Origin of the sequence: Pseudohongiella sp. SYSU M77423 (assembly GCF_029911965.1) — a bacterium.
Lineage (GTDB): Bacteria > Pseudomonadota > Gammaproteobacteria > Pseudomonadales > Pseudohongiellaceae > Pseudohongiella.
In genome coordinates, this window is record NZ_JARYTH010000003.1 from 280006 (window position 1) to 302075 (window position 22070).

Below are 22070 nucleotides of genomic sequence, written 5' to 3' on the forward strand. Positions count from 1 at the left end.
GATCCACAGTCACCCTCCCGCTGGCATCAGGCGACACAGCGGGTGAAATACCGACAATAATAAACAATCTGCGATATACAGCTGCATCTATATCATCCATGCAGCCGTTCAATGCAGTCATAGGGCAGTCATCATGTTATTCAAGGCCATCGACTCAGCGCTGACGCTTCGCCGCAGCCTGGTACGCGTGACAGCGGGCCTGCTTGCGGCGGTATTGCCGCTGGTAGCCTCAGCTCAGCTGTCGCCGCGCTATGAGGACAGCGACGCCGATCTGGTCGCTGACCGCCCGGCGGACCCGGAAGCATGGCGCGATCCACGAATTCTGGTATTTGCCTACACTCCAGTGGAAGACCCGGCGCTGTACTCGCAGGTATGGGACGAGTTTATCACCCACATGGAAACCCTGACTGGCAAAGAGATCCGATTTTTCCCGGTGCAGTCCAATGCCGCCCAACTCGAGGCGATGCGGGCAGGTCGCCTGCATGTTGCCGGCTTTAATACCGGGTCGACACCGGTTGCCGTCAATTGCACAGGGTTTGTGCCGTTTGCCATGATGGCTGCCGAGGACGGCAGCTTCGGCTACGAGATGGAGATAATTACCTATCCTGACAGCGGGATTAACAACGCTGCTGATCTGCAGGGACGTCAGCTTGCGTTTACATCACCAACATCCAACTCAGGATTTAAAGCACCGTCGACACTGCTGGACCGGGAGTTTGGGCTGCAGGCCGATCGCGACTACACGACCACTTATTCTGGCAGTCACGATAACTCGATTCTGGGCGTTGTTAACGGCGACTACGAGGCGGCAGCCATTGCCAATGAGGTCCTGCGCCGAATGGAGGGCAGGGATGTTGTCAGTGCTGATCAGTATCGCAGCATTTATCGTTCGCTGACATTTCCCACCACAGCTTATGGTATGGCACACAACCTGGCGCCGGAACTCGCCGAGAACATTCGCCAGGCTTTTTTTAGCTTTGACTGGGAAGGGTCGGCACTGCAGCAGGAGTTTGCCGATGCGGGTATGGCCCAGTTTATTCCGATCAGCTACAAGCAGCACTGGCAGGTCATTCGGGATATCGATGAAGCCAATGATACGATTTACAACTGTGACTGAGGGAGATCACGCAGCATGCTGACACTAACAGGCGTGAGCAAACGCTACCAGACCGGTGAGCTCGCCCTCAGCGATATCGATCTGACTATCCCTGCGGGCCAGGTCATTGCATTGATCGGACCTTCTGGTGCAGGCAAGAGCACACTTATTCGGTGTGTTAACCGCTTGATAGAACCCACTGACGGGAAAGTCCAGCTGGACGGCGACGACATTACCCGGGTCAGAGGTGCTAAGCTGAGGCAGGCTCGCCGCCAGATCGGCATGATATTCCAGAATTACGCCCTGGTTGAGCGTCTGTCCGTGATGGAGAATGTGTTATCGGGACGCCTGGCCTATGTAGGGTTCTGGCGCAGCTACTTTCGTCGCTTCCCTAAATCCGATATTCAGCAGGCTTTTCATCTGCTGCAGAGGGTCGGTCTGGAAACCATGTTCGACAAACGGGGTGATGCGCTGTCGGGCGGGCAGAAACAGCGCGTTGGCATTGCCCGAGCCCTGATGCAGAATCCCAAACTATTGCTGGTTGATGAGCCCACAGCCAGTCTTGATCCAAAAACTTCCAGGCAGATCATGCGCCTGATCTGCGATCTGTGTCGGGAGCAGCAACTGGCGGCCATCATCAACATCCACGATGTTGTGCTGGCCCAGCAGTTCGTCGACAGGGTTGTCGGATTGCGCGCTGGCAGGATCGTGTTCGACGGCTCGCCGCAGGACCTGAGCCCCGCGATTCTGACAAGCATCTATGGAGAGGAGGATTGGGAGATTCCTGCTGACAATGAGGACGATGAAGAGCGTGCCTCGCCTGAGGACAGAGTGCGTTCACTGACAGTGGATGCGCACCCATGAGCCAGCACAGTACTCCTGTCGCGGATGTGCAGCGGCTACAACAGTTGCAGCAAGGTGTCTGGTCACCGCTGCCTTTGATTAGACGTCGCTGGCTGCGTGTGTCACTCAATCTGGGTGTCCTGGCCTATGTCATAGCGGCCTGGCTCAGTGTTGATGTCAATTGGGATCGGGTTGCTCAGGGCATGGATCGTGGCGTCGAGTTTGTAGCCTCGTTCATGACTCCGGACTTTGTCAGCCGCAGTGGCGAGATATTTATTGGTCTGCAGGAAAGTCTGACGATGACTTTTACGGCTACCATCATCGGAGTGCTGCTTGCTGTCCCGGTGGGGCTCGGCGCAGCGCGCAACATTGCGCCGGCACCCGTTTACTACTTCTGTCGTACCATCATTGCCCTGTCGCGTACGTTTCAGGAAATCATCATCGCCATTCTGTTTGTTGCCATGTTTGGTTTTGGTCCATTGGCTGGTGTGATTACTCTGGCATTCGCGACAATAGGTTTTATGGCCAAGTTGCTCGCGGAGGACATAGAAGACGCCCAGCGCGAGCCGCTGGAGGCGGTCCGGGCAACGGGTGGCACCTGGCTGCAATGGGTCAACTATGCCGTGCAGCCCCAGGTCATGCCCAGGCTGATAGGTCTGTCTCTTTACCGTCTGGATATCAACTTCCGGGAGTCGGCCGTTATCGGTATTGTTGGTGCCGGTGGTATCGGCGCGACTCTTAACACGTCGATCAATCGCTATGACTATGACACCTCAGCGGCCATCCTGCTGCTGATCATTGCCATCGTCCTGCTGAGTGAGTATTTCTCTGGTTATGTGAGAAGGTGGACTCAATAATGCCTATCCGCGAAAAAGACGGCCTTAAGGAATGGCAGCGGCGTGAGCCGGCAAAGCAATACGCAATCTGGGCGGGTTGGATGTTCGGTGGCATGCTGTTTGTGTGGTGTTGGGCGTTAATTTCCGAAAATACCATCTGGGAGTTTCTGTACGATGCCGACGAGCAGGCTGCCAGCCTGATTGGCCGCATGATCCCGCCCGACTGGAGTATTACCGGCTCATTAATGATGCCCTTGTGGGATACGATCAATATCGCAACGGTTGGTACCGCGCTGGGTATCCTGATTGCCTTCCCGCTGGCGTTTCTGGCCGCGCGTAACACGACACCTCACGCGTCTCTGCGCGCGGTCGCACTGGCCATCATTGTCAGTTCACGATCCATTAATGCTCTGATCTGGGCAATGCTGCTGGTGACAATTGTCGGGCCTGGCATCTTTGCCGGAATGCTGGCCATCGCGTTGCGCTCGATTGGTTTTGTGGGCAAGCTGCTGTACGAAGCTATTGAAGAGATTCACCCGACCCCTGTTGAAGCCATCACGGCGACTGGTGCCAGTGGCCCGCAGGTGCTTGCTTACTCCGTCTGGCCACAGATCCTGCCGGCCTTTGCCGGCATCAGTGTCTATCGTTGGGATATTAATATTCGTGAAGCGACAACTCTTGGGCTGGTCGGGGCTGGCGGCATAGGGCTGCAAATGAATGCCGCCATCAACAACCTGGCCTGGGCGCAGGTCGCTACCGTATTCGTGCTGATATTTGCGACGGTGGTGCTGTCTGAGTGGGTGTCTGCAAAAGTGCGTCACGCCGTACTCTGATGGCTGAATCAACTGGCTTCGGCCAGTTCTGATTCAAGAGGCAGATATATATCGATAACAAAGCCGCTGTCTGCATACCAGCGAACATCACCGCCGGCTTCCTCAACACGCTCTTTGATTCCCTTAAGCCCGTTGCCAGGTGTCACAGAATCGCGGCATTGGCCATCATCACGGATCTGTAGATGATAATGGCTGTCTGTGCTATTGAAACTGATATCACATCTGCTGGCGCCGCTATGCCGGAGGATGTTGGTGAGCGCTTCCCGTGTGCACCGCAGCAGGGTCTCCGCCTGGTGCATCTCGCCAAGTGTTGAATTGAAGTTCAGGTGAATGTCGATATTCGGAACACCAATGACGAGTTTTTTCACCGCATCTCGGAAATTGATTGGTTCGTCCTCGCGCAGCTCACTGACCGCTGTTCGCAGGTCGCTGAGCAGCAGTTTGCCAAGTGCCAGAGCCTGTTCGACTTTCTGTCGGCCAGTGCCATCGGTGACATGTGTTGCAACCTCCAGTTGCAGAATCTGTGCGGTCAGGTGATGTCCCAGCAGGTCGTGCAGATCGCGTGCTATGCGCAGGCGTTCGGTCTGCCGCGAGTGCTCGGTCAGCAATTCGCGTGTGGCCAGCAGCTCACGGTTGAGCGCGGCCGTTTCCTCGCGTAATTCCTGTTCGCGTTTGGCGCGATAGGTTGCTATGACGGCAAACAGATGAAACAGGCTAAGCGTGATGGAGCCGGTCAAGGCCAGCATCAGGCTACTGTCGTTCCAGTGGAAGATCTGCGTGAATGAAAAGATGCTGACCGCCGCCAGTAGTATCCAGCTGGTTGTGCGGATCGGGAACAGTTCAGTGATCTGAACCACCCAGATAATGCCCAGTATCGCCACAAAACTGATGCTGACCAGGAAATAGAGACTGACAATAATTGCCGCTTCCAGCCAGATGACCACCATCATCCTGTGGCGCTGTTGCTGAGCCCAGTCTGACGTCGACAAAAAGAAACAAACGATGTTGACCAGGAATAAACCGGCGATCAGGCTCAACTCGGCGGACCATGGGCCGCCCTGCGACAGAAGATAAACCGAAAGCATGGACACGATAACCAGCACGGCTGCGCCGATCAGGCTCTGCGTCCGATCACTGTTCCAGAAGTCTTCCATCATTAATTATCTCTACTATGATCCATGCTAAAAACCGGGCCGGGGCAGCGCTTTGCCGGCTATCCAGACCTGGTCGATGCTGCGGGTATTGCGAATATCTTCGAGCGGGTCAGCTGATAGAACCACCAGATCGGCCCACTTGCCTGCCTCGAGTGTGCCGAGTTCGTCGCTGATACCCATGCAGTGTGCGGCATCTCCGGTGGCAGAGGTGATGATCTGCATCGGCGTCAGGCCTGCATCCTGCATCATCCACATTTCCAGGTGCTCAAAATATCCCTGAAAACGTGCGGCGGGACCACTGTCGGTGCCCATGGCTATTGTCACGCCGGCGTCGGCAAGTATCTTGAGATTGCTCATTGCGATTGGCAGTGCTGCCTTGTATTGCTGTGCCATGGCACTGTCGCGAAGTCGCTGCTGGCGCGCAGGTTCCCGCAGCGTGTCCAGAATTTCGCTATCAACACCAGCGAGGAAAAAGGGGTCGCTGAAGAAATCGGGTTCCGACTCGTAGATATAGGTGGACACTTCCCGGGTCAACGTCGGGCTGTAGCAGATATCTGCCGCTATGAGTTGATCGGCAAATGCCTGGTCGACATGTCTGTCTCTTACACTGTGGGCGACAAAGTCGCCACCCGCCTCAATTACCTGTCGCGTGTCATCCAGGTAATAAATGTGCACTGCCAGTGGAAGGCCGTGATGGTCGGCGCGATCGCTGAAAGCCTGATAGACCTCCGGTGCCATCTTGGCGGTGCGACCCAGGTTGTCATCCACTCGAATCTTGATGAAATCGGGATTCGACCTGGCGACTTCGTCGACCAGAGCTGCCGCCTCGTCGGGCGAATCGGCTGACAGGACGGGGCCCGCAACGTATATCCGTGCCCGGTCGAGAGCGGGAGTTTGCTGGGTGTCGCGAAGCTCAAAAGCCTCACGCTCATCGCCGCCCAGGCTGATGACCGTGGTTACCCCATAGCTGGCGTACAGATTCAGCTGGCGCAACAGGTTTTCTGTGTTGTAGTGGCCGGACTCGAGGCCGAGCACGTCACTGACATGACCGTGTGCATTGATCAGGCCGGGGATAATGGTTTTGCCAGCCATGGACACCACATTGGCCTGGTCAGGGATGTCGATATCGTTTGAGTTGCCAATAGCAGTAATCCGGCCTGCGTTGATAATTATGACGCCGTCGTCAACCGGGGCTGTGCCGGTGCCATTGATGATACGGGCATCCACCAGAGCCACAGTGTCTGTCTGCGCGGTCGTCATGGAAGAGGCCATCAGCAGAAGCACAGCCTGACATATGGTTCGGCCTGTTCTAATTGTCGAGTGCAATCTCGCGTGCAACATCATACTCTCCTGGCAATACGTCTGCGTCCGACAGACAACACAGCTATTTTCAGTAAATTGACCTGGCACAGCGTGCGAAAAGTCATTATGCGGTCAGACCGGCGGCGAGACAAGCATGGCAAAAAGTTGTTTGACAGCCGCAGTTGATGTGTAGGTTAATGTTGCGAAACAGGCCATGTCGTCCGTGTCCATCAAGCCTTCCGGGAGTCAATAACAACTATGGAATCACTAGAGAATCTTAACTTTTCAACCGAGGTATTCATCAGCTACGCGTTGACCTACGGTCCACGAATTGTTGGTGCGCTGGCCACTCTGGTGCTTGGACTGTGGGTCGTCAGCATCCTGGTTGGCCTGGTCAAACGCTTATTGAAGCGCAGCAAAGTTGATCCATCACTGGCTTCCTTCCTGGCCAGCCTGATGTCGATATTGATGAAGGTACTGGTATATATCACGGCACTGGGTGTGCTGGGTGTTCAGATGACATCCTTTATAGCCATCCTTGGTGCGGCTGGTCTGGCCATCGGCCTCGCCCTGTCAGGCACGCTGCAGAACTTCGCTGGCGGCGTCATGATCCTGTTTTTCAAGTACTTCAAGGTCGGTGACTTTATTGAAGCTCAAGGGCATATGGGAACCGTCAAGGAGATCCAGATCTTTGTCACCGAGCTGACCACTCCAGACAACAAAACGATATTTGTTCCCAATGGGCCTTTGTCCACGGGTTCTCTGATCAATTATTCAGCACAGCCTACGCGACGGGTCGACTGGACCTTTGGTATCGCATACGGCGACGACGTCGACACGGCATACGGTGTTCTGGGGCGTTTGATTGAAGCCGATGATCGCATCCTCAAAGACCCGGCCCCTTTTATGGCCGTGTCGGCGCTTGCAGACAGCTCTGTCAATATTGTCGTACGGGTGTGGGTGAACGCGGCCGATTTCTGGGGTGTCCATTTCCGTATGAATGAGCTGGTCTACAAAGAATTTGATAAAGCAGGTTTGAGTATTCCGTTCCCGCAGCGGGATATCTATGTCCACCAGGTACCGCCCTCGGAATAATTCCGGTGGCTTGCCCGTTGAACATAGATGTTCGATAGCAGTAAATTTTGTTTTCAATGAAAAGGAGTCAGTCATGAAAATCAGAACACTTAAGTCCGTCACGACCTGGATGTTGGCTACAGTTTTTGCATTCGGAGCAATGTTCCAGCAGGCATACGCTGCGCCGCAAACCATGGTAACTACCGAACAGCTGATGCAGGAGATGCAGGTCGCTGATCAGCGAGCCTCGGTAAATAACTTTCTGAGTCGAGCCGATGTGCAGGCTCAACTGGCCGCTCGTGGCGTGGATGCTGCGGATGCCCAGGCGCGTGTAAACGCGATGAGCCAGGCGGAACTGGCAGCGCTTTCAGCACAGATAGATGAGCTGCCTGCGGGTGAGGGCCTGCTGGAAACCGTTCTGTTCCTGCTGGTAATCTTCATGCTGCTGGACATCGCTGGCGTTACCGATATTTTCCCGGGACTCTGATGTCAATGCGATCAGGCACCCGCTTGCGGGTGCCTTTTCTCCTGTTTCTCGCCTCCCTGCTGGTAGCGTGTGCTGCGACACCACAAAGTCAGCAGCTGCTGTCCCGTCCGTCTGACCAGTTGCCTGAGGGTGTCGAACTGGTCGATGTCCCCTTTTTTCCTCAGGAGCTTTACCAGTGTGGTCCGGCCGCATTGGCGACAATCCTGCAATACAATCAGGTTGCAGTGCAGCCAGATGAGCTCGTTTCCCACGTTTATATTCCATCAAGGCAGGGCTCTCTGCAGGTGGAAATGCTGGCGGCGACGCGAACGTTTGAGCGCATTCCATACGTTATACCGGGCACGCTGACTGCCATCATCAATGAACTGGATGCAGGTAACCCGGTGCTGGTGTTTCAGAATCTGGGACTAAGCGTGTTGCCACAATGGCACTATGCGGTTGTTGTCGGATTTGACCCTGAACAACAGGAGTTAATTCTTCGCTCAGGCACCGTTCGTGAACATCGGGTGGCGCTGCCGGTGTTCGAGCGGACCTGGCAGCGAGCCGAGCATTGGGCTTATGTAGCGCTGACACCAGGAGATCTACCAGCCTCGGCGGAAGTGTCAGATTATTTTATGGCAGTGGCAGATTTTCAGCGGCTGCATCCGGAACTAAGCGGAGCAGCCTGGCAGGCGGGCTACCAACAGTGGCCTGATCAGGCTGTTATCGCGATGGGCTATAGCAATTGGCTCTATCAACAGGGTGACCTGGCCCGTGCTGCCAGTGTGCTGGAACAGTTACTGTCGATTCAGCCCGATTACCAGCCAGCCCAACAGAACCTGTCTGCCATCCGCAACGAGATGCAAAGCTGAGCATCGCCTGGCGGAATACTTGTTTTCCATGCCAAATTCCTGCATCGTCTGGTCTCCGTCAAAATCAGCAGAATAACAGGAACTGGACATGAGAAAGACGTTGAAAACGCTCCTCGTTGCCGCCGTTGGCCTGTGGGCCGGCGCAATCGTAGCGCAACAACCCACTCAGACAGCATTGGTCCGTCTCGACACGCCTCAGGGTGCGCTGCTTGGAACCGCTTCGGAGCGGCATCCTCAGGTATCCATCTTCAAGGGCATACCCTATGCAATGCCACCCGTAGGTCAGGCACGCTGGCAGGCACCAAAACCCGCACCCTCCTGGCAGGGGGAGCGACTGGCTGATAGTTTTGGTCCGGACTGCCTTCAGCAGCCCTATCCAGAAGGTTCTTTCTTTTACCGACCCGCCCGTGTCAGCAGCGAGGACTGTCTATACCTCAATGTGTGGAGTGCAGCAGAACCCGGGGCCGACCGGCCTGTCATGGTCTGGATTCACGGCGGTGCGCTGACGCGTGGCTCAGGCGCCATCGAGACCTACGACGGCACCAACCTGGCCGCCAAAGACGTGGTGGTCGTTACGATCAATTACCGCCTCGGTGTGTTCGGCTTTTTTGCTCACCCTGAGCTGGTTTCCGAATCACCAGAGTTTTCAGCAGGCAATTACGGCATCCTTGACCAGATAGAGGCACTTCGCTGGGTGCAAGAGAATATCTCTGCGTTCGGCGGCGATCCGGACAACGTCACAATCTTCGGGGAGTCAGCGGGTGCCTGGTCGGTGAATCTGTTAACAGCCAGTCCATTGACCGAAGGGCTGTTTCACAAAGTAATTGCCCAAAGTGGGGCCCGTCTTGATACCCGGGTTGCGTTGGATCGTCAGACCTCAGCGGGCCCTCCCGCCATCAATTCAGGAGTTGAACTGGCAACGCAGCTGGGCGCAGCCAGCCTCGCGGACCTGCGCAACATGCCCGGCCGGGAACTGCTGGACAATGCGATGGCAGCTGGATTCCGCACGGACGGCATTGTGGATGGCTGGATCATTCCCGCCCAGCCGTATGAGATTTTTTCTGAAGGCAGACAACGCGCAGTTCCCGTGATGGTGGGGTTCAACAGCGACGAGGGCACTACGCTGGGGGCGGCGGCCAATCTGCCATCAACGGCCGAAGCCTATCGTGCGAGACTGCAGGCGCAGTTTGGCGACTTCGCTGACCTGGTGCTGGATGTTTACCCTGAGGACAATATCCGCGAATCAGTGCTGGCCAGTTTTCGTGACGCCACCTTCGGCTGGAATATGGTGACCTGGGCAAATCTGACTCGACATGTTGGGCAGCCCGCGTACCTATACTACTTTACGCATCAACCGCCCGGTGCCGCTGAAGCGAACCTTGGGGCCTACCATGCCTCTGAAATTGCCTACGCATTTAACAATGTCCAGACCTTGTCATCGCGTGGTACGGCCCTGGATTATCGTCTGGCAGACATCATGTCCGATTACTGGGTCAACTTTGCTCACCATGGTCAGCCGTCTGCGCCTGGCCAGGCAGAATGGCTGCCCTATAGCAATGCCGAGCGCAATTATCTGCTGATGGGCACTGAGGTCAGTGCTGAAACAGATCTGATGCCTGATAACTGGGCTGTGTTTGACCGCGTGATGGATCGTCGGCGTCAGCCAGTTTCCGACTGATCACCAAGCGATTCGATGAGTAGTCGGGCCAGCGCTTTGGTCGCTGGTCCGACGCTGTCAGCCGCCGCCATCACAAGATAGAGAGGCAGACGCCGCTCGGCGCCCATACTTAGGCTCAACTGCTTCAGTTCACCACTTGCAAGCTCTCGCTTCACCCAGTCCGTCGGCAAGAAGGCGAATCCAAGTCCGGCACGCAGCGCTTTGATCGTGGTAGAGAAGTGGCTGACAGTCCAGCGCTGTTCCGAACCTAGCCAGCCGGCATCCTGTTCACGGCGCTGACCACTGTCGCGCAGCACAATCTGCCGCCAGCTGCGGAGCTCAAAATCATTGATTCCCGTGGATTCATGCTGCTGCGCCAAGGGGTGATCTGGATGCGCGACCGGAATCATGCGCACCACTTTGAGCGGGGTTCCCATGTAGCCCACGGGCACCTGGTGGCTGATAACTACATCAGCCTTGCGCTCCAGGATGGCTTCTTCCGTGCCAGACAGCTGCGTTTCCAGGATTCGCAATCGGGTCATCGGAAATGCCGCTGAGAACTTCTCCAGAGTTGGCAGTAACTGCCCCGGTTCCAGCAGGCCATCGACGGCCAGTACAACCTCAGGTTCTGTGCCACGTGCCAGTGTGGCTGCCACTTGCTCGGCAGTCTGTGCCTGTTGTAACAACTGCTTGGCACGTCGATACATGACCTTGCCTTCACGCGTCAATGTGGCTTTGCGGCCCGACAGTGTCAGGACGGCAGTGGGTAGCAGCTCGTTGATACGTGAGATGGCATAGCTGATACTTGACTGACTTTTGTTGAGTTGCTCGGCAGCCCGGGCAAAGCTGCCTTCATCGACCACAGCAACAAATGCTGCCCACTGTTCCAGAGATATACGTGGCTGCTTCATAGTTATATCTAAAAATTTAATGTATGGGTCGGTTTTTTTGCATCATAACATCAAATTGTTGCGGCTATTATAATGGTATCTAAAATGTTGATCGATGCGTTCACAGGAGATTGATCATGACGGCGAAAAAACTGGAAGAACTGATTGTCGCTCGCCCTTCTTCGGACGGCGATGGGGTAAAACTGCTTCGCGTGTTCGGAGGGGCCGGTGATCCGGCGCGGTTTGACCCTTTCCTGATGATGGATGAATTCGGCTCCGCTGAGGCAAGCGACTATATCGGTGGTTTTCCACCGCACCCGCACCGGGGTTTTGAAACTATTACCTATATGTTGCAGGGCCATATGGAGCATCAGGATCACATGGGCAATGTAGGTGATCTGCAAAACGGCGATGTGCAGTGGATGACTGCGGGCGCTGGCATCATACACTCAGAGATGCCCAAGCAGACTGAAGGGCGTATGCGCGGCTTTCAGGTCTGGCTCAACCTGCCGGCACACAGCAAGATGCAGGCGCCGGACTACCGAGATATTCCTTCGGCAAGCATTCCGGAATACGCCGGTGCCGCAGTCTCCGGCAAACTGATCGCAGGGCGTGCACAGTTGGACGGAGAGTTGCTGGAGGGGCTGGTCTCCAGGCCTGACACAGAGCCGGTATACCTTGATCTGCATTTCGACAAGGCGTCGGATACGCACACCATTGAAGTGAATGACGGCGCCACAACCCTGATCTATGTCTATGAAGGCGAAATAGCACTGGGCGAGCAGGGCAGTCTTGTGCAGCGAGGCAAGCTGGCAAGAATGTCTCGAAATGGCAGTCGCATTGATCTGCGCACGCTGGCGGACAACACACGTGTGGTGGTACTTGCGGGTCAGCCATTAAACGAGCCGATCGTCCAGTACGGGCCGTTCGTAATGAACACCCGTCAGGAGATTGAGCAGGCGCTGGATGACTATCGCCGCGGTGTTTTGGCACAGACTTTTTAGTCTCAAAGTCGATTTAATTATAATTAAATATTCTTTTATGTAATATAAACGCTGCTCTATACTGCCAATCCGTTCCTTCCCTCAATGGGCTTTCAGGTGAATTATTATGGATTGGCAGGCATTGTTGTCTCTCGGGTTGACCGCCGGCGTTCTGCTGGCGCTGATCACTACTCGATTGCCCGCTCACGTGGTACTGATGACGGCCCTGGCAATCCTGAGTCTGGCCGGGGTTCTGACGCCGACTGAGGCGCTTGCAGGATTCGCGAATCCCGGGCTGATTACAGTCGCGGCAATGTTTGCGGTCGCCGCCGGATTGCATGGTTCGGGCGGCATCGACCTGCTGGTCAATCGTTTTCTGGGTAAACCACAGTCCATAAGAGGCGCCATGCTGCGCCTGTTTTTGCCCGTGCTGCCGCTGAGTGCATTTCTCAATAACACACCCGTCGTGGCCACCATGATACCGGCCATCAATTCCTGGTCACGCAAGATAGGTATTGCGCCTTCGCGCCTGCTGATACCTCTTAGTTATGCTGCCATCGTAGGTGGAACACTGACCATGATCGGCACCAGCACCAACCTGGTTGTATCTGGTCAATATCAATCGCTCACAGGTAATGATGCGTTTGGCATATTCTCCATCACAATGATTGGTCTGCCTGTTGCATTGGTCTCCGCTATATTCATGCTGCTGGTCCTGCCAAGGGTTCTGCCCGATCGAAGTGCCCGCAGACCGTTTGCCAACATGCGTGAATTTACTGTTGAGGTAGCTGTCGACCCCCATGGTCCTCTGGTTGGACTGACCGTTGAAAAGGCAGGTCTGCGAGATCTGGAGCGACTATACCTGGTGGAAATCAGCCGTGGTGATTCGGTGGTTACTGCCGCGCCATCTGAAGAGACATTGTTGGCGGGTGACCGATTGGTATTCGCCGGGGAAACAGAGGCCGTGACAGATCTACTACGCATTAATGGCCTGACGGCATCTGCCGGCGAGAATACCCTGATGCAGCAGGACCGCGCAGAGCGGCGGCTGATAGAAGTCGTTGTTTCCCAGTCATGTGCGGCAGTTGGCGAGACCATTCGAAGCTCGCGATTCCATGATCGCTATGGTGCGGTTGTCATGGCACTGGCCCGAAACGGTGAGCGTATAGAGGGCAACCTGGGCAATATCATTATAAAACCAGGTGACACGCTGTTGCTGGAGGCCCGTCCTGCGTTTGTTACGCGTCAGCAGTACAACAAGGACTTTCTGGTCGTCAACGATCTGGATAAAGTCGCGCCGAGGCACGAGAAGGCTGGACTGGCCTGGACCATCCTGCTGCTGGCAGTAGGCGCGGCCGGAATGAATCTGGTGAGCATGCTGGATGCTGCACTTATTGCAGTCGGTGTCATGATGGCCACAGGCTGCCTGACAATCAGCCAGGCGGAGAAAAGTCTTGAATTGCCAGTGCTGATCACTATTGCCGCTTCATTCGCCCTGGGTGCGGCCCTGCAAAAAACTGGCGTTGCGGCGGCGCTGGCCCTGGCTATTGTGGAGTTGAGTGGTGGGCGTCCATGGTTGCTGCTGGTGCTTATATACGCAGCGGTCTCGTTGCTGACCGAGGTAATCACCAACAATGCGGCCGCAGTGATCATGGTGCCTTTGGCGCTGGCCATCACGCAGCAAGCGGGGCTTGATCCAGAGCCTTTCATGTTCGCGATCATGGTAGCGGCATCGGCCAGTTTCGCGACGCCACTGGGTTATCAGACCAACCTGATGGTTTACGGCCCAGGTAGCTACCGGTTTTCTGACTTTTTGCGTGCAGGTATCCCGATGAACATAATTGTTGGCGTAACCACCCTCACCGTTTTACTGTTGTTCTACCCGTTGCAGTAAAATCTGCTCCCGGACTGCTGGAAACGGTAACAAGTTGCTTTTGCGTGTTACCGACTTCCAGCGGACTTTGCAGCTCAGGGTAGAGCAAACACGTACACGGCATTGCCGCTACGCGGTGGGTTAATGTCAGTTGCTACCACCCGTGGCACCATTCTGGGACTCGTGCCACCATTCGCGGTTGTAACTGCTATGTATTGCTTGCCGTCGATGCTGAATGTCAGAGGATGGCCCTGTACAGCTGTGCCAAGCCGGGTTTCCCAGACAATGTCCCCTGTCTCGGCGTTAAACGCGCGGAAGCGTCGGTCCAGGTCTCCCACAAATGCCAGATTGCCGGCAGTGGAGAGCACGCCGGTTATGAACGAGGCGCGCTGTTCGTAACTCCAGCGCTCTTCCATAGTGTCCACATCGTAGGCTGCGAGCTTGCCCAGGTTGCCGTTGGTATCAGGCATTTCATAGAATCGACGGTTGCTGGCCAGTCCGCCGGAGCCAGGTTCCAGAGCGACTTCCCGGGCACGGTTGTCCAGACAGGTCTGGCTCAGGGGTGCAATCAGAGAGTTGCTTGGTGCGTGGTAGCTCATGGAGTGCCAGTTCTTGCCACCGGCGCTACTGGGGCAGGCCGGAATCCACTCATCAAGCTGTGCGTTGACGATATCCTCCCGATAGGTCACGGCACCGGTCTCAGGGTCGATGTGGCTGAACACGTTCTGATACATGGTTTCCTTGAAGCCCAGGAACTCGCCTGTTTCGCGATCGTTCTTCCACAGGATGCCGTGCTTGCCCAGCGACAGCACCAGCTTTCGTCCATTACGGTCGACAAGAACGCGCTCGAACACTTCATCCAGGTCCAGGGCTTCGCCCGGCACGTGCTGGAAATGCCAGGCCAGCTCGCCGGTATCGACATCAATCGCGAGGGTGGAGTTGGTGTAGAGGCCAGCATCGTGTATGGACATGTGGCGGCTGGGTGGCGCCCAGGGTTTTGCCTGCGCAACCCCCCAGTACGTCAGGCGTGTTTCCGGGTCATAGCTGCCAGTGATCCAGGTCTCACCACCAGCACGATAAAGGTCATCCAGATCACCCCAGGTGTCGCCGCCAGGTTCGCCAGTCTTGGCAATCGTATTGAAGCGCCACTGAAGCTCTCCGGTATCCGCGCTATAGGCGCTGATATAGCAGTCCTCAGGGATGTAAGTTGCGCAATTGGCCAGGCCCACGATGACTTTGTCGTCTGCAATCAGCGGGCCGCTTGAGTTGGCAAAACCTTTGCTGCTGTCGGCGACAACCTGTTCCCAGACCTGTTCTCCGGTTCGGGCATTGAGTGCGACCAGGCGGGCATCGGTGGTTGCCTGAATGATCTTGTCGTCATAGATGGCAATGCTGCGCATATCTTCGCCACTGTTGGGTCCGGCCGCATGCTCCCAGATCAGCTCACCATTTCGCGCATCCAGAGCCTGAATGACATTGCCGGGGTTAATGAGGTACATGATGCCGTCATAAACAATTGGCGCTGGCTCTGAGTCGCCTTCATGCATATTCCACACCCATTCCAGCCGCAGCGAGTTGACGTTGTCTACGTTGACCTGGTCCAGAGCGCTGTAACTCCAGGCCTGCGGATTGCCGCGCCACATCAGCCAGTCTTCTGGAGAAGGGTTCATCAGCTCTGCGGAGGACAGCGGCGTAAAGTCTTCTACTGTGCCGGCGACGGTCACTCCCAATTCCTCCTGCTCAGCAGACCCTTGCGGGAACACGCTGTTGGCAGACTCTGTGGGGGCAGCGGCGGCGGCAGTACTGCGCGGAAAATCACTCAATGTGTAGCTGCTGTCAGCCACAAGGGCCTGTTCACCGGCCAGAATCTGATTGTTCTGCAGTATGTAGGCGGTAACGTCCAGATAGTCCTCCTGGCTCAGGTCCGAGGAACCTGCCGGAGGCATGCTGGTGCTGATCAGCTGGACCAGCGCACTCATGGACTGGTCTGACCAGCGGCTGTCAAATGCCTCGCCGCTCAAGGCTGGCCCCGCGCCACCGCCCTGCAGCGCTGTGCCATGGCAAAGAGCACATTGCGCCTGGTAAACCATGGCGCCTCGCTCAGCCTGTTCGGCATGGTAGGTAGCGATACCTGCTTCGGAGGCGTCTTCAGACGGGCTGCACGCAGCCACCAGACCGATCAGGCTCAGGCCAAGCGGCAATGCGGAGATTCTGCCAGACATGATGTTGTTCATAATTGATGGGCTTCGACGGGCTTTTGATATGGGCATGATGCTATCCGCTGGTATTATTGTTGACATAAACTCTATATGATTCGAGTGGTTGAGTATACCCGACAGCGTCACAGGCCCGGTATGGAAACCAGAGAGCATTGCGATAACTACAAAACCGATTCCAGAACGGTGAGTGCGGCCGCTCATCCTGGGGAAATTCACCTTGGGGTGATGTTCCTGCTATGGGCAATCCTGCTGCTTTTGCTGTTCGCCAGGCCTGTCAGCGCTCTGGATCTGGACAGCTTTGGCGGCGGTATGGTGCCAGGTTCCGAAATGCTGCTGCTGGACGATGCCGAGGGCGAACTGAGCTTTGATCAGGCACGTCTGCAGCTGGAAACGCAGGGCCAGCCCTGGGTTGCTCCAGGACAGCCAAATCTCGGTTATCGCGGCGGTGCCCTCTGGGTGAGGGTCGATCTGGATAATCGCTTTGACGAACCGGAACAGTGGATTGCTTTCACAACCTTCACGCAACTGACTCGCGTGGACTTTTACTTTCAGGAAGAAGGTGAATGGGTACAAAAGTCAGCCGGCGCCTCCTTGCCATTTCGTGCCCGCGATCGTGCACACCGCAGTATCAACTTTGAATTCCCTGTGTTGCCTGACCAGGCGCAGTCAATCTATTTCCGGGTAGAGACTTCCGGCTCACTCCAATTCCCACTGATGCTGGGTGATGAGCAGTTCTTTGCATCAGAGTCCCAGCGATCCCTGTTCACCTCGGGTCTTTATTTTGGCCTGATGCTGATGATTGCGATCTACAGTTTTACTGTCTGGCACACCAGCCGTGAAACAGGTTTCCTGTACTTCGGTCTGATCGTGCTGTTCGGCGGCCTGTACTCACTGACCTCCATGGGGCTGGCCTATCAGTACCTGTGGCCAGAAAGTCCTCAGTGGTCCAATAAAGCCACCGGAGTCATCGCATTACTGGTCTGTCTGTTTGTCATGGCCTTTGTCCAGCGCTTCCTCAATCTGCCACAGATTGACCGACGTATCGACCGTGCGGCCACAATCTATATTCTGGTGGTGGCGGCTGCCATCGTGATTTCATTCGTGCTAAACGCGTCGCTGGTTAATCGTATGGCGTTGACAGCAACGGCCTTCAATATGCTGATCATCTCGATTGGAGCACTGCGGGCGCAGCGGCGCGGTTCTCGGGCAGCGAGTTTTTTCATCTCTGCATGGATCATACTGCTGGTCGGTGTGTTGCTGGAACTGACTCAGCGTCTGGGTGTATTGATTCCGCCACTGCTCGCCTACAACGGCATTCAGCTGGCATCACTGCTGGCGATCACCGTGCTGGCCGTCGGACTCAGTGATCGACTGCAGAACATGATGGAGGGCTACCGCGCGGCTCAGGAAGACCTGCTGAAGGCCAATCAGTTAAAAATTGATGCTCTACAGCAAGCCGACAGCGTCAAAGAAGAGTTTATCGCCAATGTGTCACACGAGTTGCGCACGCCACTGACTGGCATCATCGGCCTGGCCGAAATCATGCTGGCAGATCAGCAGTCGACCACACTGACAACATCGCAGCGTGAAACATTGACCTTGATGAAGGTCAGCGCGCAACGGCTCTCAAGTCTGGTCAATGATGTCATTGACTTCTCCGCCATGAAAAATGGACAGCTGGCGCTTAATCGTAACGACACTGACCTGAAAGAGGTTTGTGAGGTTGTGGTCCGCATGACGCGTCCTTTGATTGGTGAGAAACCCATCAAGCTGGTTGAAAATTATCCGCCGGGGCAGGTAATTGTTGAAGGAGACGAGGATCGGCTGCAGCAGGTGTTGTTCAACCTGGTGGCCAATGCCATCAAGTTTACGCCGCATGGCAGTGTCACTATTGCGGTTGAAGTTCTGGATCTGGATGTGCGGGTTTCCGTTCGTGATACCGGTATCGGCATTTCGGCTGAGGATCAGAAACAGATATTCCAGCGTTTCTACCAGGTTGACTCTGCCGAGGCACGAAAAGCAGGTGGAACAGGGCTAGGACTCTCTATTTCGCAGCGCCTGCTTGAACTGCATGGCTCGGAGATTGTGTTGCGCAGCACGCAGGGCGAGGGATCACTGTTCTACTTCGATCTCCCACTGAAGAAGGCCCTGCCTGAAGGCAAGAAAGCAGCAAAGCAGGACAATGCCCAGGCCAGTAAGGACCTCAGTGTTGATATAAATGCTCCGGCTGAGCTGTCTGCGGCGCTGAAGGCAACCGGTCTGAATGTTGATCGACGTCGGGCATCTGACGATGCATCAGATACGAATGTAATGGAGAGTCCTGCCCGGAACCGCAAGTCACGCGGGCGTATTCTGGTGGTTGACGATGAGTATCTGAACCTCAGGATTGTGGAATCACACTTGTCGGAACACTACGACCTGATAACGGCTCTCAGTGGCGCAGAGGCGCTGGAGAAGCTCAGTCAGGTCAAGCCTGATATGGTGATACTGGATCTGATGATGCCCGTCATGACCGGCTACCAGGTATGCCAGATCATGCGTAAACGCTATGACGCGGATGAACTCCCAATTGTGATTCTTACTGCTAAAAACCGCGCTGAGGACCTTGTCAAAGGTCTTAGTCTGGGCGCGAACGACTACATAACCAAGCCTTTCAGCAAAGAAGAGCTGCGAGTCAGAATTGATAAGCAGTTTGAGTTGATGTTGCTGCAGCAGGTCCGGCGCGACAACCAGCGCCTCAACTGGCAATTGCAGCGATACGAAGAAAATGAGAAACGATTGCGCCAACGAGAGCAGCGGCTTGCAGCGCTGCTGGATGTGACAGGTGACCCATTGCTTGCGGTTGATGAAGCCGGGGTTTTGATCTATGCCAACGAACCTGCCCAGGAATTGCTCGATATCAATAGTCAGGACTATCTGCAACAGTCAGTTAATCGCGTCGCTGATGCATTGATCAATCGTTCACCGGCGCTTGCTGATGCGGTTCATTTTCCGTTTAACGAGGCGATGATTTCGCGGCGTGAGGACATTGAATATTTCGACTTTGAGCTTGCGGGAGAAACAGGTCGTTTCTGTCTGTTGACTATTGATCAGATGGATCAGGAGTTTTATCTGATCGTATTCGAAAAAGACAGATCGGCAGCTATGTCGGCGTCTCCTGATCAGGAAACGGAAAACAATGATCCGGAGTCGCTCAGCCTGCCGCAGATTGTTGCCGAGATTAACCGCAACGTGGAGCGGACACAGACCCTTGGCGAATATCTGTCGAATATCAAACCCGAGGATCTGCACAAACACAGTGAGCTGGTCGACGAGCTGAAGTATATAGACTCGCTGATCTCCAAACTCTCTACCACACTCAGTGTGGACAATGAGGACAGCGAGGAGGCTTATCGCGAAGCTTTGGTGAAAGTCATGCAGGACTGTCACTACTACTGGCAGAAAATCACCGGCGAGTCCATTATTGATCTGGCAGAAAAGAGCCGAATATGGAGTGTCAGCGTCGATAACGGGCGTCTGCGTACGCGGTCAATGAATCGTTACCTGTCGCTTGAGAAACTACCCTCCAATCCTAGATGGCGTCAGGTGGCCCGTACTGCATACTTCGTTTTGTCCAAGGTTAATCATGATGAAGAGGCCAGAGATGCCCTCGAGACGTCGGTCGGACGTTTGCAGGAGATTGTGGAACAGCGTGCGCTCAACTAGCTCACGGTCATCCGGTGTTCTGATACTGATGGCGCTGGCTGTCCCGGCGGGGGCGCAATATGGGGCCCCCGATGGTGAGTGGCACACCTGGGGTGGTGATCAGGGCTTCACTCGCTACTCGAACCTGTCGCAGATCAACGCCGAAAATGTTCATTCCCTTCAGGCCGTGTGGCGCTGGCAAGCCCTGCCATTGGGCGATCGGCCGGATCGAAACCTGAAAGCAACACCGCTGATGGTGGATGGCGTTCTGTATGTGCCAAGTGGTCAGCACCAGGTGGTTGCTCTGGACCCGGCAAATGGCGAGGTATTATGGCAGTACGATCCACAACCGGCGTCTGTGGATGACCGCGGTCTGGGACTGGGTAGTCGATCATTGGCGTACTGGACGGACGGCGAGCAGGCGCGAATATTTCACAACACTCTCGATGGGCGTCTGTTGTCCATAGATGCCAGGACTGGACGGGCGGACACGGCTTTTGGCGAAAACGGCGCCGTGCTTCTGAAAGAAGGTCTCTACCCTGATGGATCTGATGCTGATTCCGTAGGCTCGTCATCGCCTCCTGCCATTGTTGGTGATGTGGTTGTGGCTCAGGTTGTCGGTACAATCACCGCACCCAATGTGGCCGCAACGCCGGGTCATATCCGCGGCTTCGATGTTCGCACAGGTGAGCTGCTCTGGCGCTTCAATACAATACCGCAGCCTGGTGAACCGGGGCACGAGACCTGGGAGAGTGACTCCTGGCGCTATGCAGGAAATACCGGTGTCTGGTCAATGATGAGCGTCGATGAGGAGACGGGCTATATCTACTTGCCGGTAGAAGCAGGGTCCAATGATTTTTATGGTGGTCATCGACACGGTGACAATCTGTTTGCGCAGAGTCTGGTCTGTCTCGATGGCCGCACTGGAGAGCTGGTCTGGCACTATCAACTGACGCGACACGGGCTGTGGGATTATGATCCGCCAGCTGCGCCGATCCTTGGTGATGTGCTTGTGGATGGGCGCCACGTGAAGGCTGTTACCCAGCTGACGAAGCAGGGCATGTCATTTGTATTCGACCGCATCACCGGTGAGCCATTGTGGCCGATAGAGGACCGTGCGGTGCCTCAAAGCGAAGTGCCTGGCGAACAAAGCTCGGCGACACAACCCTTTCCGACCCGGCCGCCACCTTATCTCTCTCAGGGTTTTCACGAAGAGGACCTGATCGATTTCACTCCCGAGCTACGCTCAGAGGCCCTGGCGATTGCGGCCCAGTATGTGACCGGCCCCATGTATATGCCTCCGACTCCAATAAGAGAGGGTGGTACACAGGGCACCTGGGTTAACCCTGGCTATCAAGGCGGCTCCAACTGGAATGGCGCTGCCTTCGACCCAGAGACGGGCATGATGTTTGTGCCGTTACGCAACGCGCCGATGGCGGCTGGTCTGCTTGACCCGGAGCCAGGTCGCACTGACTGGCGGTTCCTGCGTGCACCATCAGTGTTCATTCAGGGTCCGCGCGGTTTGCCTGTTACACGTCCACCATGGAGTCTGATAACCGCAACGGATATGAACCGTGGCGAGCACATCTGGTCGCGCAGCATTGGTCCGGCTTCTGACTACATTAAGGAACACCCGGCCCTGCAGGGTCTGGATCTGGACTTTGCCAATATGGGGCACCCCATGATCCGGCCATCGCCTCTCCTGACGGCCGAATTATTGTTTCTGGCTGAGGCAGGCCATCTGAGCGGAGACCCTGGCGGGCCGATGTTCAGGGCTTACAACAAAGCAACAGGGGAAGTATTGGCGGAGCTGGAGCTGCCCGCTAAAGCAAGCGGCGCCCCGATGACGTATTTTCATGATGGCTTTCAATACATCGTGATTGCGGTAGCAACGGCAGAGCACCCGGCCGAACTGGTTGCGCTGGCACTGCCGGGCGCGCCGGTGGCCGACTCTGCAAGCGGTGCAGGCACAACGGGCTCCGGGACTGCAGTGACCACTTCCGCGTCCGCAAGTATGGCGGTGGTTAGTTTGTCTGAAGAAGAACGACAGTCTGCAATGGCTCTTTTCGAACAAGCCTGTGCGGCCTGTCATGGAAATGCCGGAGCGGGATTGCCCGGCGGCTCGGCGCCATCGCTGACCGGTCTTGTTGACCAGACCCGGGTTCAGCGCATGATCAGCGATGGGGGTGTGGAAATGCCAGCGTTTGCGCTGCAACTGAATGACACGCAGATTAACCTGCTGAGTCGTTATGTTCTGTCTTTGCCCTCATCAGCCCCGGAGTGACCCG

The 22070-nt window shown here is 55.7% G+C and carries 16 protein-coding genes; 12 read left to right on the forward strand and 4 right to left on the reverse strand.

Annotated elements, in window-relative coordinates:
* Nucleotides 1–133 precede the first annotated feature (133 nt).
* Genes phnD through phnE (QGM61_RS08975) form a run of 4 tightly spaced genes read left to right on the forward strand, consistent with a single transcriptional unit; the run spans nucleotide 134 to nucleotide 3608 of the window.
* Entirely contained in the window at nucleotides 134–1117 is a 984-nt protein-coding gene (gene phnD / locus QGM61_RS08960) for a phosphate/phosphite/phosphonate ABC transporter substrate-binding protein (protein ID WP_281132745.1), read from the forward strand.
* Between the two features lie 15 nt (nucleotides 1118–1132).
* Nucleotides 1133–1960 carry a phosphonate ABC transporter ATP-binding protein gene (gene phnC, locus QGM61_RS08965; protein WP_281132746.1) on the forward strand — a complete coding sequence of 276 codons (828 nt, stop codon included), beginning with the start codon at nucleotides 1133–1135 and terminating at the stop codon, nucleotides 1958–1960.
* Nucleotides 1957–2796 carry a phosphonate ABC transporter, permease protein PhnE gene (gene phnE / locus QGM61_RS08970; RefSeq protein ID WP_281132747.1) on the forward strand — a complete coding sequence of 280 codons (840 nt, stop codon included), beginning with the start codon at nucleotides 1957–1959 and terminating at the stop codon, nucleotides 2794–2796. Before phnC ends, phnE (QGM61_RS08970) begins: the two co-directional genes overlap by 4 nt.
* Entirely contained in the window at nucleotides 2796–3608 is an 813-nt protein-coding gene (gene phnE / locus QGM61_RS08975; protein WP_281132748.1) for a phosphonate ABC transporter, permease protein PhnE, read from the forward strand. Before phnE (QGM61_RS08970) ends, phnE (QGM61_RS08975) begins: the two co-directional genes overlap by 1 nt.
* Before the next feature lie 8 nt (nucleotides 3609–3616).
* Here phnE (QGM61_RS08975) and QGM61_RS08980 read toward each other — a convergent pair whose 3' ends face one another.
* Together QGM61_RS08980 and QGM61_RS08985 are read right to left on the reverse strand one after the other, a co-directional pair.
* Complete coding sequence (locus QGM61_RS08980; RefSeq protein ID WP_281132749.1) at nucleotides 3617–4765, reverse strand: sensor histidine kinase; 1149 nt, start codon at nucleotides 4763–4765, stop codon at nucleotides 3617–3619.
* 24 nt (nucleotides 4766–4789) lie between these two features.
* Nucleotides 4790–6034, reverse strand: a complete 1245-nt coding sequence (locus tag QGM61_RS08985) for an amidohydrolase family protein (protein WP_281132750.1) — start codon at nucleotides 6032–6034, stop codon at nucleotides 4790–4792.
* Between the two features lie 288 nt (nucleotides 6035–6322).
* On the opposite strand from QGM61_RS08985, the gene QGM61_RS08990 reads away from it, so the two are divergent.
* From QGM61_RS08990 to QGM61_RS09005, 4 genes are all read left to right on the forward strand, one after another.
* Nucleotides 6323–7159, forward strand: a complete 837-nt coding sequence (locus QGM61_RS08990) for a mechanosensitive ion channel family protein (protein WP_237132103.1) — start codon at nucleotides 6323–6325, stop codon at nucleotides 7157–7159.
* A 73-nt stretch (nucleotides 7160–7232) separates the two neighbouring features.
* On the forward strand, nucleotides 7233–7625 hold the full coding sequence (locus tag QGM61_RS08995) for a PA2779 family protein (protein ID WP_237132102.1): 393 nt from the start codon (nucleotides 7233–7235) through the stop codon (nucleotides 7623–7625).
* Nucleotides 7625–8476, forward strand: a complete 852-nt coding sequence (locus tag QGM61_RS09000; protein WP_281132751.1) for a PA2778 family cysteine peptidase — start codon at nucleotides 7625–7627, stop codon at nucleotides 8474–8476. The genes QGM61_RS08995 and QGM61_RS09000 overlap by 1 nt, the downstream gene beginning before the upstream one ends.
* An 88-nt stretch (nucleotides 8477–8564) precedes the next feature.
* Nucleotides 8565–10154: a carboxylesterase/lipase family protein gene (locus tag QGM61_RS09005; protein ID WP_281132752.1), complete on the forward strand. Its 1590-nt coding sequence runs from the start codon at nucleotides 8565–8567 to the stop codon at nucleotides 10152–10154.
* On the opposite strand, the gene QGM61_RS09010 is transcribed toward QGM61_RS09005, so the two are convergent.
* Nucleotides 10136–11044 carry a LysR family transcriptional regulator gene (locus QGM61_RS09010; RefSeq protein WP_237132099.1) on the reverse strand — a complete coding sequence of 303 codons (909 nt, stop codon included), beginning with the start codon at nucleotides 11042–11044 and terminating at the stop codon, nucleotides 10136–10138. The two genes, QGM61_RS09005 and QGM61_RS09010, sit on opposite strands and share 19 nt — an antisense overlap.
* Before the next feature lie 116 nt (nucleotides 11045–11160).
* Between QGM61_RS09010 and QGM61_RS09015 the strand changes: the two genes are divergently transcribed.
* A complete protein-coding gene (locus QGM61_RS09015; RefSeq protein ID WP_281132753.1) occupies nucleotides 11161–12027 on the forward strand; it encodes a pirin family protein in 867 nt (288 codons plus the stop codon).
* Nucleotides 12028–12133: 106 nt separating this feature from the next.
* On the forward strand, nucleotides 12134–13900 hold the full coding sequence (locus QGM61_RS09020) for an SLC13 family permease (protein ID WP_237132097.1): 1767 nt from the start codon (nucleotides 12134–12136) through the stop codon (nucleotides 13898–13900).
* A 74-nt stretch (nucleotides 13901–13974) separates the two neighbouring features.
* On the opposite strand, the gene QGM61_RS09025 is transcribed toward QGM61_RS09020, so the two are convergent.
* A complete protein-coding gene (locus QGM61_RS09025; RefSeq protein WP_237132096.1) occupies nucleotides 13975–16149 on the reverse strand; it encodes a PQQ-binding-like beta-propeller repeat protein in 2175 nt (724 codons plus the stop codon).
* 84 nt (nucleotides 16150–16233) lie between these two features.
* Here QGM61_RS09025 and QGM61_RS09030 point away from each other — a divergent pair, with 84 nt between their 5' ends.
* Entirely contained in the window at nucleotides 16234–19803 is a 3570-nt protein-coding gene (locus tag QGM61_RS09030; RefSeq protein ID WP_281132754.1) for a 7TM diverse intracellular signaling domain-containing protein, read from the forward strand.
* Entirely contained in the window at nucleotides 19790–22066 is a 2277-nt protein-coding gene (locus QGM61_RS09035) for a PQQ-binding-like beta-propeller repeat protein (protein ID WP_281132755.1), read from the forward strand. Before QGM61_RS09030 ends, QGM61_RS09035 begins: the two co-directional genes overlap by 14 nt.
* Nucleotides 22067–22070 lie beyond the last annotated feature (4 nt).